Source organism: Methylophilus sp. 'Pure River' (assembly GCF_046765995.1).
GTDB lineage: Bacteria > Pseudomonadota > Gammaproteobacteria > Burkholderiales > Methylophilaceae > Methylophilus.
This window is the reverse complement of record NZ_JBKOUE010000012.1, coordinates 13,001-28,207: the sequence shown is the minus strand read 5'-3', so window position 1 is coordinate 28,207 and position 15,207 is coordinate 13,001. Positions and strand designations below refer to the sequence as shown.

At 48.5% G+C, this 15,207-nt stretch carries 13 protein-coding genes and 1 other RNA gene; 11 read left to right on the top strand and 3 right to left on the bottom strand.

Annotated elements, in window-relative coordinates; translation table 11 throughout:
• Window positions 1-2 precede the first annotated feature (2 nt).
• Window positions 3-1,055, bottom strand: a complete 1,053-nt coding sequence (locus tag ACIDE9_RS13470) for an SAM-dependent methyltransferase (RefSeq protein WP_411995206.1) — start codon at window positions 1,053-1,055, stop codon at window positions 3-5.
• Window positions 1,056-1,210: 155 nt separating this feature from the next.
• Between ACIDE9_RS13470 and ACIDE9_RS13465 the strand changes: the two genes are divergently transcribed.
• The 6 genes from ACIDE9_RS13465 (at window position 1,211) to ACIDE9_RS13440 (ending at window position 9,445) form a co-directional block, all read left to right on the top strand.
• Window positions 1,211-3,013, top strand: a complete 1,803-nt coding sequence (locus tag ACIDE9_RS13465) for a pyrroloquinoline quinone-dependent dehydrogenase (protein ID WP_411995205.1) — start codon at window positions 1,211-1,213, stop codon at window positions 3,011-3,013.
• A gap of 261 nt (window positions 3,014-3,274) precedes the next feature.
• Window positions 3,275-3,790 carry an FxDxF family PEP-CTERM protein gene (locus tag ACIDE9_RS13460; RefSeq protein ID WP_411995204.1) on the top strand — a complete coding sequence of 172 codons (516 nt, stop codon included), beginning with the start codon at window positions 3,275-3,277 and terminating at the stop codon, window positions 3,788-3,790.
• 311 nt (window positions 3,791-4,101) lie between these two features.
• On the top strand, window positions 4,102-7,341 hold the full coding sequence (locus ACIDE9_RS13455; RefSeq protein ID WP_411995203.1) for a response regulator: 3,240 nt from the start codon (window positions 4,102-4,104) through the stop codon (window positions 7,339-7,341).
• Window positions 7,319-7,678, top strand: coding sequence for a response regulator (locus ACIDE9_RS13450; RefSeq protein WP_411995202.1), 360 nt, complete (start codon window positions 7,319-7,321; stop codon window positions 7,676-7,678). The genes ACIDE9_RS13455 and ACIDE9_RS13450 overlap by 23 nt, the downstream gene beginning before the upstream one ends.
• 35 nt (window positions 7,679-7,713) lie before the next feature.
• The gene (locus ACIDE9_RS13445; protein WP_411995201.1) at window positions 7,714-8,790 is read left to right on the top strand and encodes a two-component system response regulator; all 1,077 of its coding nucleotides are present in this window, start codon (window positions 7,714-7,716) and stop codon (window positions 8,788-8,790) included.
• A 223-nt stretch (window positions 8,791-9,013) separates the two neighbouring features.
• On the top strand, window positions 9,014-9,445 hold the full coding sequence (locus tag ACIDE9_RS13440; RefSeq protein WP_411995200.1) for a hypothetical protein: 432 nt from the start codon (window positions 9,014-9,016) through the stop codon (window positions 9,443-9,445).
• A 124-nt stretch (window positions 9,446-9,569) separates the two neighbouring features.
• On the opposite strand, the gene ssrA is transcribed toward ACIDE9_RS13440, so the two are convergent.
• Window positions 9,570-9,934, bottom strand: a transfer-messenger RNA (tmRNA) gene (gene ssrA, locus ACIDE9_RS13435).
• Window positions 9,935-10,015: 81 nt separating this feature from the next.
• On the opposite strand from ssrA, the gene ACIDE9_RS13430 reads away from it, so the two are divergent.
• Both ACIDE9_RS13430 and aroA read left to right on the top strand, forming a co-directional pair.
• Window positions 10,016-10,885: a prephenate dehydrogenase gene (locus ACIDE9_RS13430; RefSeq protein WP_411995199.1), complete on the top strand. Its 870-nt coding sequence runs from the start codon at window positions 10,016-10,018 to the stop codon at window positions 10,883-10,885.
• Between the two features lie 12 nt (window positions 10,886-10,897).
• Complete coding sequence (gene aroA / locus ACIDE9_RS13425; RefSeq protein WP_411995198.1) at window positions 10,898-12,178, top strand: 3-phosphoshikimate 1-carboxyvinyltransferase; 1,281 nt, start codon at window positions 10,898-10,900, stop codon at window positions 12,176-12,178.
• A gap of 5 nt (window positions 12,179-12,183) precedes the next feature.
• On the opposite strand, the gene ACIDE9_RS13420 is transcribed toward aroA, so the two are convergent.
• A complete protein-coding gene (locus ACIDE9_RS13420; protein ID WP_194754505.1) occupies window positions 12,184-12,408 on the bottom strand; it encodes a DUF2061 domain-containing protein in 225 nt (74 codons plus the stop codon).
• Window positions 12,409-12,499: 91 nt separating this feature from the next.
• Between ACIDE9_RS13420 and cmk the strand changes: the two genes are divergently transcribed.
• The 3 genes from cmk (at window position 12,500) to ACIDE9_RS13405 (ending at window position 15,153) form a co-directional block, all read left to right on the top strand.
• On the top strand, window positions 12,500-13,177 hold the full coding sequence (gene cmk, locus ACIDE9_RS13415) for a (d)CMP kinase (protein ID WP_411995197.1): 678 nt from the start codon (window positions 12,500-12,502) through the stop codon (window positions 13,175-13,177).
• A 207-nt stretch (window positions 13,178-13,384) separates the two neighbouring features.
• Window positions 13,385-14,851, top strand: coding sequence for a 30S ribosomal protein S1 (gene rpsA / locus ACIDE9_RS13410; protein ID WP_228519930.1), 1,467 nt, complete (start codon window positions 13,385-13,387; stop codon window positions 14,849-14,851).
• A 14-nt stretch (window positions 14,852-14,865) separates the two neighbouring features.
• Window positions 14,866-15,153: an integration host factor subunit beta gene (locus ACIDE9_RS13405; RefSeq protein WP_018985241.1), complete on the top strand. Its 288-nt coding sequence runs from the start codon at window positions 14,866-14,868 to the stop codon at window positions 15,151-15,153.
• The last annotated feature ends 54 nt before the right edge of the window (window positions 15,154-15,207 follow it).

Genomic DNA, 15,207 nt, shown 5'->3' with positions numbered 1-15,207 from the left:
TTCTATTTTTTTGAAAACAGATAGTGGCTCACCCACCATGTCTGGCCTTGATTGAAACCAAACAGTTCGGCACATGCCATAAAGAAAATACGCCAGCGTTGACGCCAGAGTTCAGCGTCTGCCTTGCCATAAATCGACTCTAAAACAGAGGTCAGTTCAGCATGGTGTTTATCCATATTGGCAAGCCATGCATTAGCCGTTTTTTGATAATGCGTGCCGTTCCAGCGCCACTTGTTCACAATTTTCAGGTCATCCTGGAAATACAGTGGCAGATCATCACTGGGCATCATGCCACCACTAAAAAAGTACTGACTCATCCAGTCATCATCTGCTTTCACATCAAATGGATAGACCGCGTCTTTGTGCACGAATATGTGCTTAAAAAACAAACCATCCGGTTTGAGCCAACGCGCCACCCGTGCATACAACGCCTGGTAATTGCGCATATGCTCGAACATCTCTACAGAGACCACGCGGTCAAATGTTTGCGTAGTATCAAACACATTCATGTCTGCGGTAATGATATTGATATTCGACAGTCCCCGTGCCTTGGCTTGCTGCAAGATATATTCGCGTTGCGAGGCTGAGTTAGAAACCCCGGTAATCTGCGCACTAGGATAATGACTGGCCATCCACAAGGTCAGCGAGCCCCAGCCACAACCCAGTTCTAATATAGCTAATGGCCCACCCAGGCATGCATGTGAACAGGTTTGCGCTAGCGCCAGTTGCTCAGCTTCATCGAGTGTTTGCGTATCATGCTGCCAAAAACAGCTGCTGTATTTACGGTTCATGCCCAGACAATACTGGTAAAACGACGACGGTATTTCATAGTGCTGCGCATTGGCTTTTTCAGATAAAGGCGCAATGTCAGCCAAGCCCATTTGCTCAATAAACTGGATCAGCTTGGACTGCATGCTTTCGCAATCCCCAGCAGCGATCTCCTGCAACCTGTCCTTGCACAACGACCTGATGCCGCGACGGATTAACGCATCAGATAACATTCCCTTCTCGGCCAGCTTGAGTCCAATGGGTGTTTTTTCAGATTTAGTTGTCATGCTCATTATTATTGTACGAATTAATTGATACTGTCTATGGCCATTTCAGGCTAGATTTAGTTTCGTGGTTTAAATTTTTTTTCATCGGCTAATCCACTTGGCAAGTCCTCACTTTTAAGGTGTATACTAACCTGTATAGTTTATGGGCTTTTGATATGAACCTGGCACCTCACAAACAGATTACACGTTGCATTACTGCTACCATTTGCGGCCTCTTGCTGGCCTGCACACAAGCGACCAAGCCGCAGGCACAACACAATAACCAGGTGGATTGGCCAAGTTATGGTTTAAATATGGCATCGCAGCGTTTTTCAGCGCTGTCGCAGATCAACCAAAACAATGTGTCCCAATTGCAACCAGCTTGGTCTATAGAAACAGGCGTGAAGGCAACCTTTCAGGCCACGCCAATTGTGGTGAATGGCATCATGTATGTCAGCCTGCCGTTTAACCACGTATTAGCCCTGGATGCAGCCAGCGGCAAGCTATTATGGAAATACACACACGAACGCAAAGCAGACTGGCAGATGTGCTGTGGCCCGGCCAATCGCGGCGTCGCCGTGGCAGAAGGCAAGGTCTTTATCGGCACGGTAGATGCCAGGCTGATCGCACTGGATGCACAAAGCGGGCAAAAGCTGTGGGATATTGATGTAGCAGGCAACCAGGTGAATACCGAACACCAGGATGCTTTAAGTGGCTCGGACCCGAATAAAACACGTAAAGTCACTGGCGGCACCGGCGTGGGCATCGCTATGGCGCCGGTGGTATACCAGCATAAAGTCATTATTGGTATTACCGGTGTTGGTTACGGCCTGCATATCGACAACCCGCGCAGTGATGCACCCTTGGGCGCTGTAATCGGTGTCACCGGACGCTATGGCCGCCCAGGTTTTCTGGCGGCGTTTGATGTCAATGACGGTCACCAGGTCTGGCAATTTGACACCATTCCCAAGCAAGGCTGGGAAGGGCAGTTTGCAACAAAAACCGCTGACGGGAATCAATTCGATCGAGATATTGCTGCGGAGCAAGCCGCTCTGCCAGACTACCCGGATGCTGCGCGTTTTGGCGGCGGTTCGGCCTGGAGCACACCTGCCATTGATACTGCTAGCCACACCCTGTATTTTGGAACCGGCAATCCGTCGCCGCAAATGAATGATGTTTCCAGGCCTGGCGACAACCTTTACACCGTTTCGCTGGTCGCCCTGGATACAGAAACCGGCCAATACAAATGGCATTACCAACAAGTACCACATGACTTATGGGGCTATGATTTGGCCAGCCCGCCAGTATTGTTTAATTACAACCACCAGGGCAAAACCATTGCTGCAGTCGGCCAGGCGAGTAAAACGGGCTGGTTCTATATTCATGACCGTGCCAACGGGCAATTCCTGGCTAAATCGGCACCCTTTGTACCACAACACAACCTATTCAAAAAACCGAGCGCAGAAGGCACGATTGTCTACCCGGGCATTCTTGGTGGTGCCAATTGGTCGCCAGTCAGCGTAGATGAACAGCAGCAAAAGGCTTATGTCGCGGCGATGCACAGCCCGATCAAATACAGCGTGCACGAAACTGAAGTCAGCGCAGGTGAAAAGCCAATCCGCTATGCTGCCAGCGAACCAACAGACGATGCGCGCTGGGGCTTACTCAGTGCAATTGACCTTAAATCCGGGCAGATTGCCTGGCAACACAAAACCAGCCAGCCTTTGGTAGGTGGTGTGCTGGCCACAGCGGGCGGGGTATTGTTTTGCGGGGAGGGCGATGGAAAATTCGCCGCCTATAACAGTCAAACCGGGCAATCGTTATGGCAGTTTGCATCGGAGTATGGCGTCAATGCACCACCGATTACATATCAAATCAATGGCGAACAATATATTGCGGTGGTCAGTGGCGGTAACTCGCTGTTTGGTTTCAAGCAAGGTGACCGTATTTTAACGTTTAAATTGCCGTCAAAGCATTAATCCTTTTTTAAAATTCCAACCAATTAGATTGGTTGCTATATATTTTTAACGGCTAAAAATGGCATTTTTTTCTTGAAAAACAGATTGTTAAATTTACAGAATGTAGCGTAAACAGTTAGAATGGCTGCGATTTTGAAATTGCAGTTTTATGATTATAAAAATAAGCCATGAACTAGCCCGTTAGTACTATTGCCTGTCTAACGGTTGTCACAAATAATGATTATAGTTTTTTAGTTAGTATTCATTCTTGGAGAAGTTGTAATGTTTCAAACCTTGAAAAAAATGGCAATCGCTGGCGTATTCGGCATTGCATCTATATCTGCAGCACAAGCGCAAGACTTTGGTCCATACACGACCAGCCAGAGCCTGGATTTTGTTCGCTTGATCGCTGATGCTGATATTATTAAAACCACTGGCGCTTCATATGTAAGAGGCCCATATTTTGAAGACTCTTATGAAATCAACCTGACTCAGGTATCTGATTTTTCATACAGCATCACAGAAATCACCACAGGCAACAATGCACAATATGACGTGACATTTATGAACTATGGTTTTTATGATGCAAACGGCGAAGCCGTGACCACATTGACCAACCTGGCTGCTGGTACTTATTTCCTGACTGCCACAGGCAAACTGTCTGGTTCTTTGGGCGGTGACTTCAATGTCAGCTTCAACATCAATCCAATTACACCAGTACCAGAAGCGGATACATACGCTTTGATGCTGGCTGGCTTAGGTTTGATGGGCTTGGTAAGCCGTCGCAAAGCAAAATAATTTTTTGCTTGCTGCATAAAAAAGGGCTCTTGTAGCCCTTTTTTATTTGCCCATCTACCCAACAGAAGCCATGATTCAGCGAGCGACAAGCGTAATACTCACAATCATTATCCGGGTATATACTTGTTTAGTACAAATTAGCATTGACATACATAACGGCTGCGCATAAATTAAGCAAACTACGTTCTATTGTAGTCAATATGTAAACACCGCCATTCAATTGCCTGCTGGCACACATGCGGAAACTGATAGATTCTTGATGTTAAAAACAAGACAGGAGTCGTAATGCTTGATTGCAGGGTCGCATCGGTTTGAACGCAAAAAATAAAGCAAAGTGGGGGCTGGAGTCCATCATTATTTATGGATTCATCAGCTTTTTTGCGCTGCTGGTCATTCTCGGCATCACCAGTATTATCTATTTACAGCGCTTTTCTGAAAACAATCGCTGGGTCAGCCATACCAATGAAGTAATTACCAAGCTGGAACGTGGCTTGACTCTGTTCAACCAGTTGGAAGTCTCTCAACGCGGTTTCCTCCTGACCGGCGATGATAGTGCCATTACGCGCCGCGATGCAGCGCTGATAGAGCTGCAAAAAGACATCACCGAGTTGGCTGTTTTAACCAAAGACAACAGTTTTCAACAGCGTCAAATCACGCAGTTACGGCAATTGGTTGATAGGCGAATTATCTATTTCAACCAGATTATTGAAATTGCACGTACCACCTCCATCGCTAAACTCAGAGACATTCTGCGTAAAGATGCCATCCGCAGAGAGGATATGCTTGAAATTCGTGGCGTTTTTAGCGCCATGTCGCTTGAAGAACAAAACCTGCTCACTGAGCGCACCCAATCAGAGCAAAGCCACGCCAAAGACCTGCTGACATTGTTTACCGTCATGTCGGTCGCCATTCTTATTTTCTTCCCACTACTGATCTGGCGCATTCAACGCGACCTGAATATACGAAGACGAACGGCAGCTGAGCAAAAGCGACTCACCGACATTCTGGATGCGTCGCCTGACCTGATTGCCAACACCAACCTGCAAGGCGATTATTTTTATCTGAACAGCGGTGGGCGCAAGCTGTTGGGTATGGGGGAGCATGAGGAGATTGCGACGCAATCAATCACAAAATTGCACCCGGCCTGGGCGGCTGCATTAATCCACCAGCAGGCAATTCCCGCCGCACTGGCAACCGGTGTTTGGAGCGGCGAGAGTGCTTATACGACCCGCGCAGGCACCGAAGTTCCAGTGTCTCAAGTGATTGTGGTGCATCGTGATGCAGAGGGCGTGCCTACGCATTTATCTACAATAGCGCGCAATGTGACTGACTTTAAACAGATTGAATATGACCTGACACATGCCGCCATGTATGACCAAACACATAGCGAAGTGCTAAGGCTGTTCAATGCCAATTATGACCGCACGCAGATACTACCCAGTATGCTGGATATTCTGGCTAGAAATCATGCTTTTCCGGTCTCTGCCATTTATAGCTACGACGAATGGAGTGGATTCTACCGCCTGGAGACCGCGCATGCAGCGCCAACGGGGATCCTCAGTGCGTTCAAACTAGGTGACGGCGTGATTGGGGAGGCGATTCAAAACAACCAAACGCTGATCATTAGTGATATGGATGCGTTTCCTTCGTTGACGATTGAGACCGGCTTATTTTCACTCAAACCTGCTGCCATCATCATTTGCCCGGTGACTTACCAGGAAAAGAGCCTGGCCGCCCTGGTGCTGGCGGCAAGTCACAGCATTAGCGAGCGCGATAAAACCTTTATTGAGCGTTTATCGGCGCAACTGGGCGTCGCGTTGCATAATATCCAGCAATATGGCGACCTCAAGCTGCTGGCGGAACAATTGCACCTGCGCAGTGAAGAAGTCGGTTTAAAAAACAAACAGTTGCTAGAAGCCGACAAAATGAAGTCTGAGTTTTTGGCCACCATGTCACATGAGTTACGCACGCCACTCAATGCCATTATTGGTTTTTCGGAGATACTGCGCGATGGCTTGATTGGCCCGCTAGCAGATAAACAAAAAAACTATGTGAATGATATTTTTGAGAGTGGGCAGCACCTGCTGTCACTGATTAACGATGTACTGGATCTTTCAAAAATCGAAGCAGGCCGCATGGAGCTTGAGCCCGAGCTCACCGATGTCCAGTTGCTGTTACAAAACTGCCTGTCCATCATTAAAGAAAAAGCCGCCTCACAACGCATCAAACTAATCACTGACCTATCGAATGAATTAGGCAATGCCTGGCTGGATGCGCGCAAGGTCAAGCAGATTGTGTATAACTTGCTGTCCAATGCGGTCAAATTTACCGAAGAAGGCGGGCAGGTCACTTTGCGGGCACATCTGGTGTCGCATGATAGCGTGCTTGAGCAAGCAGGAGTACTGACAGGGCGCGATACTACGCCACTGGGCAATGCCCAGCAATTCCTGCAAATATCGATTACAGACACCGGCATAGGCATTGAAGCGCAAGATATTTCTCGCCTGTTCCAACCATTTGTCCAGGTTGAAAGCACGCTTTCCAGACGCTTTGAAGGTACAGGCCTGGGCTTGGCGTTAGTCCGCAAACTATCTGAGCTACACAACGGAGCAGTTGCCGTCAGCAGCACACCGGGGGAGGGGAGTACCTTCACCGTATGGCTAGAATATGTCGCCCATCTGAAAGATGTCGCCGCAGGCGAAAACCAAACAGAAGAGTCTTCCTGGCAGTTGCACAATGCTGAACCGCCGCATGTGCTGGTACTAGAGGACGATGACCGTGCCGCTGACTTGATCAGGCTGCAACTGGAGTCTGATCACTGCCGAGTCACCCGCGCAGCGACCGCCGAAATTGCCCTGACGATTCTGGCCGATGGCACACCGCCTGATTTAATTACGCTGGATATTTTGTTGCCAGGCATGGATGGCTGGGAGTTTTTAACCAAACTCAAGGCCAATAAAAAACTCGCCCATATTCCGGTAGTGATTGTCTCGATTGTGGCAGATAGCAATCGCGGCTTATCGTTAGGTGCCGCTCAGGTGTTACAAAAACCCGTGTCTGCAGACGACTTGCAAACGGCTTTAAGCAAACTGGGATTTACACGGCCATCCAGCACGCAAACAGGCCTGAAAGTGCTGGTCGTAGATGACGACCCCAAAGCGGTAGAAATCATTTCATCGTATCTGGAGCACGCCAACCATACAGTGCTGCGCGCCTATGGCGGTAATGAGGCTACGCATATTGCAAAACTGCAAAAGCCTGACTTGATTGTGCTGGATTTAATGATGCCCGAAATTAATGGATTTGAGGTTGTAGAAGAGTTAAAACAGGATAAACGCACGGCCAAAATTCCTATCATTATTGTGACCTCTAAATTTTTGACGCCAGAAGACCACCACGTGCTCAAGGGGCAAGTATTAGCCGTGCTGGAAAAGTCTGAATTCAACCATGGCAACTTCATCAGCGAAGTACATCGCGCATTGGCTGGCAAACAAAGCAGCCGGCCGCCCAAAAAGCAGCGAGACAAGCATGGCAAAAATACTGATCATTGAAGACAACCCGAACAATATGAAACTGGCTCAGCTACTGTTAGAAACGTCTGGGCATGATGTACTGCAGGCAGTCAATGCTGTGGATGGTATCAGTATTGCACATAGCCATGCGCCCGAAATGATCCTCATGGACATACAGTTACCTGGTATGGACGGACTAACGGCGGCACGGTTGCTCAAGCAAGATGCAAACACCAGCCATATCAAGATCATCGCACTCACAGCCTTTGCGATGAAGGGCGATGAAGAGAAAATGCGTCAGGCGGGCTGTGATGGCTATATCGCTAAACCCATTCGCTACAAAGAGTTCTTGCAAAAAATTAATGCTTTGCTTTAAAAAAACAACCTAAAAACCAGACGGCAGGGATAACTATGGACATGAAAGTCACGCGCAAGACCATACTTATTGTTGATGACGAAGAAAACAATCGTAGCTATCTAGAGGCCTTGCTCTCATCCGAAGGCTATGCCACGTTACAAGCCCATGATGGAAAAATGGCGCTTGAGCTGATTTCATCGCATCAGCCAGACCTGATTTTGCTAGACGCCATGATGCCTGTTTTAAATGGCTTTGAGCTGGCCGAGCAACTCAAAAACAACGAAGCGACAAAAGTTATCCCGATTATCATGCTCACAGCCCTCATCGACCGCACCTCCAAAATGCGTGCATTGCAATGCGGGGTAGAAGAGTTTGTCACCAAACCAGTAGATCGAGCCGAACTCTGGATCAGGGTTCGTAATTTATTACGGCTCAAAGAATACAACGACTTTTTAACCGACTACAGCCGCACCCTGGAAATACAAGTTGAAGAACGAACAGCCCAGTTGCGCTCAAGCTACTTTGACTCTATGTTCAGCATTATGCGCGCTGCCGAATTCCGCGACAAAGAAACCGGCGAGCATATTCATCGCATTGCATTTTTTTGCAAAGAACTCGCCAGTGACCTGGGCATGAGTCCTGAATTTGTCGATACCATCTATCATGCCAGCCCGCTACATGATGTCGGAAAAATTGGCATTCCAGACCATATCCTGCTCAAACCCGACGTACACACGCCTGAAGAATGGGAAATCATGAAAACGCATACTGTGCTCGGTAACAGCATTTTGGGGCAGGGCAACAGTACGTCACCGTTTACCATAATGGGGGCTGAAATTGCATTAAATCATCACGAATGCTGGGATGGCAGTGGCTACCCCAACGGATTAAAGGCCGAAGAAATTCCCTTGTCTGCCCGCATCATGATGATCAGCGATGTGTATGACGCACTCCGTAGCAAGCGCCCTTATAAACCGGCATTTACACACGAGCATGCCTTACACATCATTATGCAAGGTGATGGCCGCACACATCCCGACCACTTTGATCCCACAGTCCTCAATGCATTCAAAAAACTTTCCTCGCGCTTCAGGGATATCTTTGAAGAACATTCAGACCCTGAGGTTTAAAAATGTAGGGGATATTCAAACCTGAGATGCCAATCCTTGCTTTTCATCGCGCACCTATAATTTAACATAATATACATTATGCGAATATTAATATGGATGATCAATTCATTGCCACAAATGCACATAACAATCATTTTTCAATAACACCTTCCATGTCATTTACATTTATAAAACAAGTGTTAATATCCAAATGTAGTTTGTGCAAGGTTTTACGGGAGTGGCTATGCAAGATAGAAATCGCTTAAAGAAATTACATACGCAATACACCTTAATTTGGTGCCTTAAAATTGGTGAGTATCTGGGAACACTGTCACTCAAGGAGCTCACGCACCTGGTAAATGTCAAACCAGACACCCTCGATAGATGGCTATCGGGAAAACAAGCTGCACCAGAGATCAAATTGAATATCATTAAGAGACGGGCATTTGCACCCTATCGCATTGGCTACAGCCATCACGTACTAAGAAGCTACGCCAACGAAGCGGCACTGAATGCAGAGTTAGTTGAGACCAAGTATTTATGGAAAATGATGCTGTTTGATGAGATGACGACGCTCACCAAGCGCCGTTATTGCAAGCGCTTTAAAAAGGCACTGTTAGTGAGCAGTAAAAAACAGGAAGCAGAAAATCAAACGACTGAAATGCTTGAGGAATAAGCATTCATCACCGGACGGCACAGGCAATAAAAAACCACCCATTAAGGGTGGTTTTTTATTTTAAAAATTAAATAATCCATTAAAAACAATCAATTAAAGGATTAAATTAATCTATTACTATTATTGGTGGAGCTGGGGGGAATTGAACCCCCGTCCGCAAGCCCTCCACAGACAGTTCTACATACTTAGCTGTGTTGTTTATGTTTAACCAGGCACCCACCAACGAGCAAGCAGATGACTAGCGAGTTGCCTTAGATTTAATGCCTTACCAAGCAACCCGATAAGACACGATCCTCTCTAAATGACGCTGCTGCCGGTTACCCGGCCCGACCGAGAGGCTCTTCGGTGCAGCGTCCGGCTGGATTAAGCAGCCAGAGCGTAAGTTTCGTCGTTTGCGACTATACTTGTTCAGATGGATTTACGAGGGAACCTGAATCCTCGGTATGCCCTGCACTGCTTTGCAACCCACGTCGAAACCGGGTCAGCCCCAATGCAATCTTGGGATTATACGCCTGAAAAGCTGGCTAGCCAAACTTCGAGCGCCAATATATGACATGGTACAATCCGGCTATGTTCAAAAAAATTGTGATTTTCGGAGTGGGATTGATTGGCGGCTCGGTAGCATTGGCGCTAAAAAAACACCCTCATGCGCCTCATATCACCGGCGTAGGCCGTAGCGCTCAAAGTTTGCAAGAGGCATTACAGCTAGGATTAATTGATACCGCAGAAACAGACATTGGCCTGGCCTTGTCAGGGGCTGACCTGGTGTTGATCGCGACCCCGGTGGCACAGACGCCAGCCATTTTGAAAGCAATACGCCCTTATATCAACCAGCACATGGCTATCACTGACGCGGGCAGCACCAAGTCAGATGTGATGGCTTATGCCCGCGCTGAACTGGGCGATCACATTGGCCAGTTTGTAGGTGGTCACCCGATTGCTGGGGCTGAAAAAAGTGGCCCCTCTGCAGCATTGGCAGATTTATATGTAGGGAAAAATGTCATTTTGACGCCAGAACCAACCACACAGCCACAGGCATTAGAGAAAGTGGCGGCATTGTGGCAGCAATGTGGGGCGGTTGTGAGCAACATGAGCCCACAAGAGCATGACAGTGTCTTTGCTGCCGTTAGTCATTTACCGCATTTGCTGGCATTTGCGCTGGTTGACGATTTGGCCAAGCGCGATAACGCAGAGCTCTTGTTCAAATTTGCCGCCAGCGGTTTTCGTGACTTTACCCGCATTGCTGGTAGCCACCCTGAAATGTGGCGAGATATTGCGCTGGCAAATAAACAGGCATTATTAAACGAATTAAAAACCTATCAGCAAGCGGTGAGTGACATGACATTATTGCTGGAAAACAGCGATGACGATGCTCTGCACACTCTGTTTGACCATGCCAGCCGTGCCCGTAATGACTGGGCAAAATCTAAAATTCAATAATTAGCTTAACTTATGGAACAACTGCATTTACCCGCGGCACATCAGGCACAAGGCGCAATCACCCTGCCAGGTTCAAAAAGTATCTCCAACCGCACCTTATTACTGGCCGCCTTGAGCGATGGCGTCACCGTCATTCGCGACTTACTGGCCTCAGATGATACAGCACGCATGCTGGAAGCCTTAACGGCTTTAGGCGTCAAGCTGGAAAACATCGGTGAAAACGCCTGGCAAGTCACCGGTTGTAGCGGCAATTTTCCCAACAAAAAAGCCGATTTATTTTTAGGCAATGCTGGCACGGCGTTCAGGCCACTCACGGCTGCGCTGGCTTTTTCTAGCGGCGACTATCACTTGCACGGCATCGCACGCATGCACGAACGCCCAATCGGCGACCTGGTGGATGCCTTAAAGCAAGCCGGCGCCCAGGTGGACTACCTGGCCAACGAGGGCTACCCTCCCCTGCAGATTTCCCCTGCACAGCTGGATGTTAGCCAGCCGATTAAAATCCGCGGTGATGTATCTAGCCAGTTTTTAACGGCCCTACTCATGGCGCTACCGTTAACCGGGCAAGCCGCCAGCATAGAAGTCGTCGGTGAACTGATTTCAAAACCTTATATTGAAATCACGCTTAACCTGATGCAGCGTTTTGGTATCACCGTGCAACGTGATGGCTGGGAGCGTTTTCATATTCCGGCAGTAGCGCGTTATCAGTCGCCGGGCGAGATTTATGTGGAAGGCGATGCTTCAAGCGCCTCTTACTTTATTGCAGCAGGCATTTTGGCTGGCGATGTCACCGTTAACGGCGTTGGCGAGCAGAGTATCCAGGGCGACATCCGCTTTGCAGAAGCCGCCAACTTGATGGGTGGCCGTATCAGCTACGGTGACAACCACGTTCGCGCCGAAAAAACACAATCGCTGCAAGCAATAGACCTTGATTGCAATCATATTCCGGATGCCGCCATGACATTGGGTGTAATGGCGATATTCGCCCACGGCACAACCACGTTACGCAATATTGCCAGCTGGCGCGTGAAAGAGACCGACCGCATTGCCGCCATGGCAACAGAGTTACGCAAAGTGGGTGCCACCGTTGTTGAAGGTGCTGACTATATTCAAGTCACGCCACCGGCACAACTGACGCCGAATGCAGTGATCGACACCTACGATGATCACCGCATGGCTATGTGTTTTTCACTGATCAGTCTGGCTGGCGTGCCAATTACCATTAATGATCCAAAGTGCGTGGGCAAAACGTTTCCAGAATACTTTAAGGTATTTGCCAGCATTGCGCGTTAAGCCGCTTAAGCGGCATAGGCCCACTCATGCTCATCTGGCTCTGCCGGTGTAGCAGCATGGCTATGCTGGTGACGCTGCCAGGCACGTTCGTGAAAATAAAACACAACGGTATTGCAAGCGGGCTCCACCAGTGCCATGAGCCCGCCCACTAACATGCTGCCAGTCAGCAAATAGGCAACGGTAAAGGCGACGCTAAAGTGCAGCATGGCGAATGAGGCGGTTTTAATCATGGTAGGCTCCTTCAAAACGATGGCTCCATGTTACAAAAGCCCAAAATCAAAATCCAATTCATTGTTTAAAAGAATTTGATAAGTAAAATTTATGACGAACACACCCCTTCCGCACGTCATCGCCATTGATGGCCCCTCTGCTTCAGGTAAAGGCAGCGTCGCCGAGCGCGTGGCCAAATATTTCGGCTTCCACTACCTGGATTCCGGCGCCATTTACCGGCTGCTGGCGTATGCTGCCTACCAACAAAATGTTGCCTGGTCCGATGCCAGCACACTGGCTGAAATTGCAGCTAAGCTGGATATCAAGTTCGAGAACGGTGAAGCCTATTTGAATGGCGAACAGGTCAGCACTCATATTCGCACCGAGCAAATGGGCAAAGGTGCCTCTGAAGTGGCCGTGCATCCAGAAGTACGCACCGCCCTGCTGCAGACACAGCGCAACTTCAGGCAAACGCCGGGGCTGGTAGGTGATGGCCGCGACATAGGCTCGGTGATTTTTCCGGATGCCGGATTGAAAGTTTTCCTGACGGCCGCAGTCGAAACCCGCGCCAAACGCCGCTACGACCAGCTGATTAACCGTGGTGAAACAGCCGATTACGACCTGATTCTGGCAGATTTGCAACAGCGCGACCTGCGCGATAGCCAGCGCGCCGCCGCCCCTTTGAAACAATTGCCAGACGCCATTTTGCTTGATACAACAGACAAGAATATCGAGCAGGCCGTGAACATCATTATCGAAGCCTTTAAAAAAGCCAGCCAAACCGCATAAAAAACCGCTTAAGTCATTGAACTCAATAATTTTTTTGTGTATAGTTTTGGATTCGGATTGCTCAAGTCATGCTTGGGCAATATTTTTTAACCTTTTCCATTGCTTGCGCACTTGCGTAACAGTGGCTCGCTGAAGGATGTCTGTCTTTCATGCGAGTAAAAATTGGACAATTTTTTAATGGCTTCTATTTCTAATACATCCTCTTCCATGGAATCTTTTGCAGCCCTCTTCGAAGAAAGCCTGGCCCGCCAGGAAATGCGCGCAGGTGAAGTAATCACCGCCGAAGTAGTGTCTGTAGACAACGATTTCGTTATCGTGAACGCTGGCTTGAAATCCGAAAGCGTGATCAACGCTGGTGAATTCAAAAATGCTCAAGGCGAGCTGGAAGTTGCCGTTGGCGACTTCGTTAAAGTAGCGATCGAAAAACTGGAAGATGGTTTTGGTTCTACACAACTTTCTCGCGAAAAAGCGAAGAAAATGCAAGCATGGCTGGATCTGGAAGAAGCCATGAACGAAGGCCGCGTGGTCAAAGGTTTTGTGAGCAGCCGTGTTAAAGGCGGTCTGCGTGTTTCTGTCAGCGGCATCATGGCATTCTTGCCAGGTTCACTGGTAGACATCCGTCCGGTTAAAGACACGACTCCTTACGAAAACAAAGAGTGGGACTTCAAAGTCATCAAACTGGACCGTAAGCGTAACAACATCGTGGTTTCACGCCGCGCAGTGATGGAAGACACCCTGGGTGCCGACCGTGAAGCACTGCTGGGCAGCCTGACCGAAGGTGCAGTGATCAAAGGTATCGTTAAAAACATCACCGACTACGGCGCGTTCGTGGATCTGGGTGGTATCGATGGCCTGTTGCACATCACTGACCTGGCATGGCGCCGTGTGAAGCACCCATCTGAAGTGCTGACCGTTGGTGAAGAAGTTGAAGCCAAGATCCTGAAATTCGACCAAGAGAAAAACCGTGTTTCTCTGGGCATCAAACAATTGGGCGACGACCCATGGGTGGCATTGAGCCGCCGTTACCCAGTAGGCACACGCCTGTTCGGTAAAGTATCTAACCTGACTGACTACGGCGCGTTCGTTGAAGTAGAACCAGGTATCGAAGGTTTGGTACACGTGTCTGAAATGGACTGGACCAACAAGAACATTCACCCAGGCAAAATCGCTCAATTGGGCGACGAAGTTGAAGTCATGATCCTGGAAATCGACGAAGACCGTCGTCGTTTGTCACTGGGCATGAAACAGTGCAAACCAAACCCATGGGATGATTTCGCTGCTACTCACGCTAAAGGTGACAAAGTATCTGGCCAAATCAAGTCTATCACTGACTTCGGTGTGTTTATCGGCTTGCCAGGTGGCATCGATGGCTTGGTTCACTTGTCTGACCTGTCATGGACACAGTCTGGCGAAGAAGCAATCCGCAACTTCAAGAAAGGTGACGAGCTGCAAGCCGTTATCCTGGGCATTGACGTTGAGAAAGAGCGTATCTCTCTGGGCGTTAAACAGTTGACTGAAGATCCTAGCGGCAACAGCGCTCCGATTGGTGACGACAAATCTGGCAAACCAAAAGCCAAGAAAGCAAAAGCTGACGATGTAATGATCGACGAAGCTTCTGCTGGCACAACCAACTTGGGTGCTTTGTTGAAAGCCAAGCTGGACAGCAAAAAATAAGAAGGCTTTAGATCATGACAAGATCTGAACTGATAGACTTGCTTGCCCAGCGCTTTCCGCAATTAGTGCTGAAAGATGCCGAGTTATCCGTCAAAACCATCCTCGATGCGATGACGGAAAACCTGGCGACGGGCGAGCGTATCGAGATACGCGGTTTTGGCAGCTTTAGCCTCAACTATCGCCCGCCTCGTCTGGGACGTAACCCGAAAACTGGTACAAAAGTACAAGTTCCGGCCAAGTACGTGCCACACTTTAAAGCGGGTAAAGAGCTGCGTGACCGCGTAGACGCTATCGAATCTTAATTTTTTGATTAAGTAGTAAGCAAAAAACGGTATCTTCGGATACCGTTTTTTTTA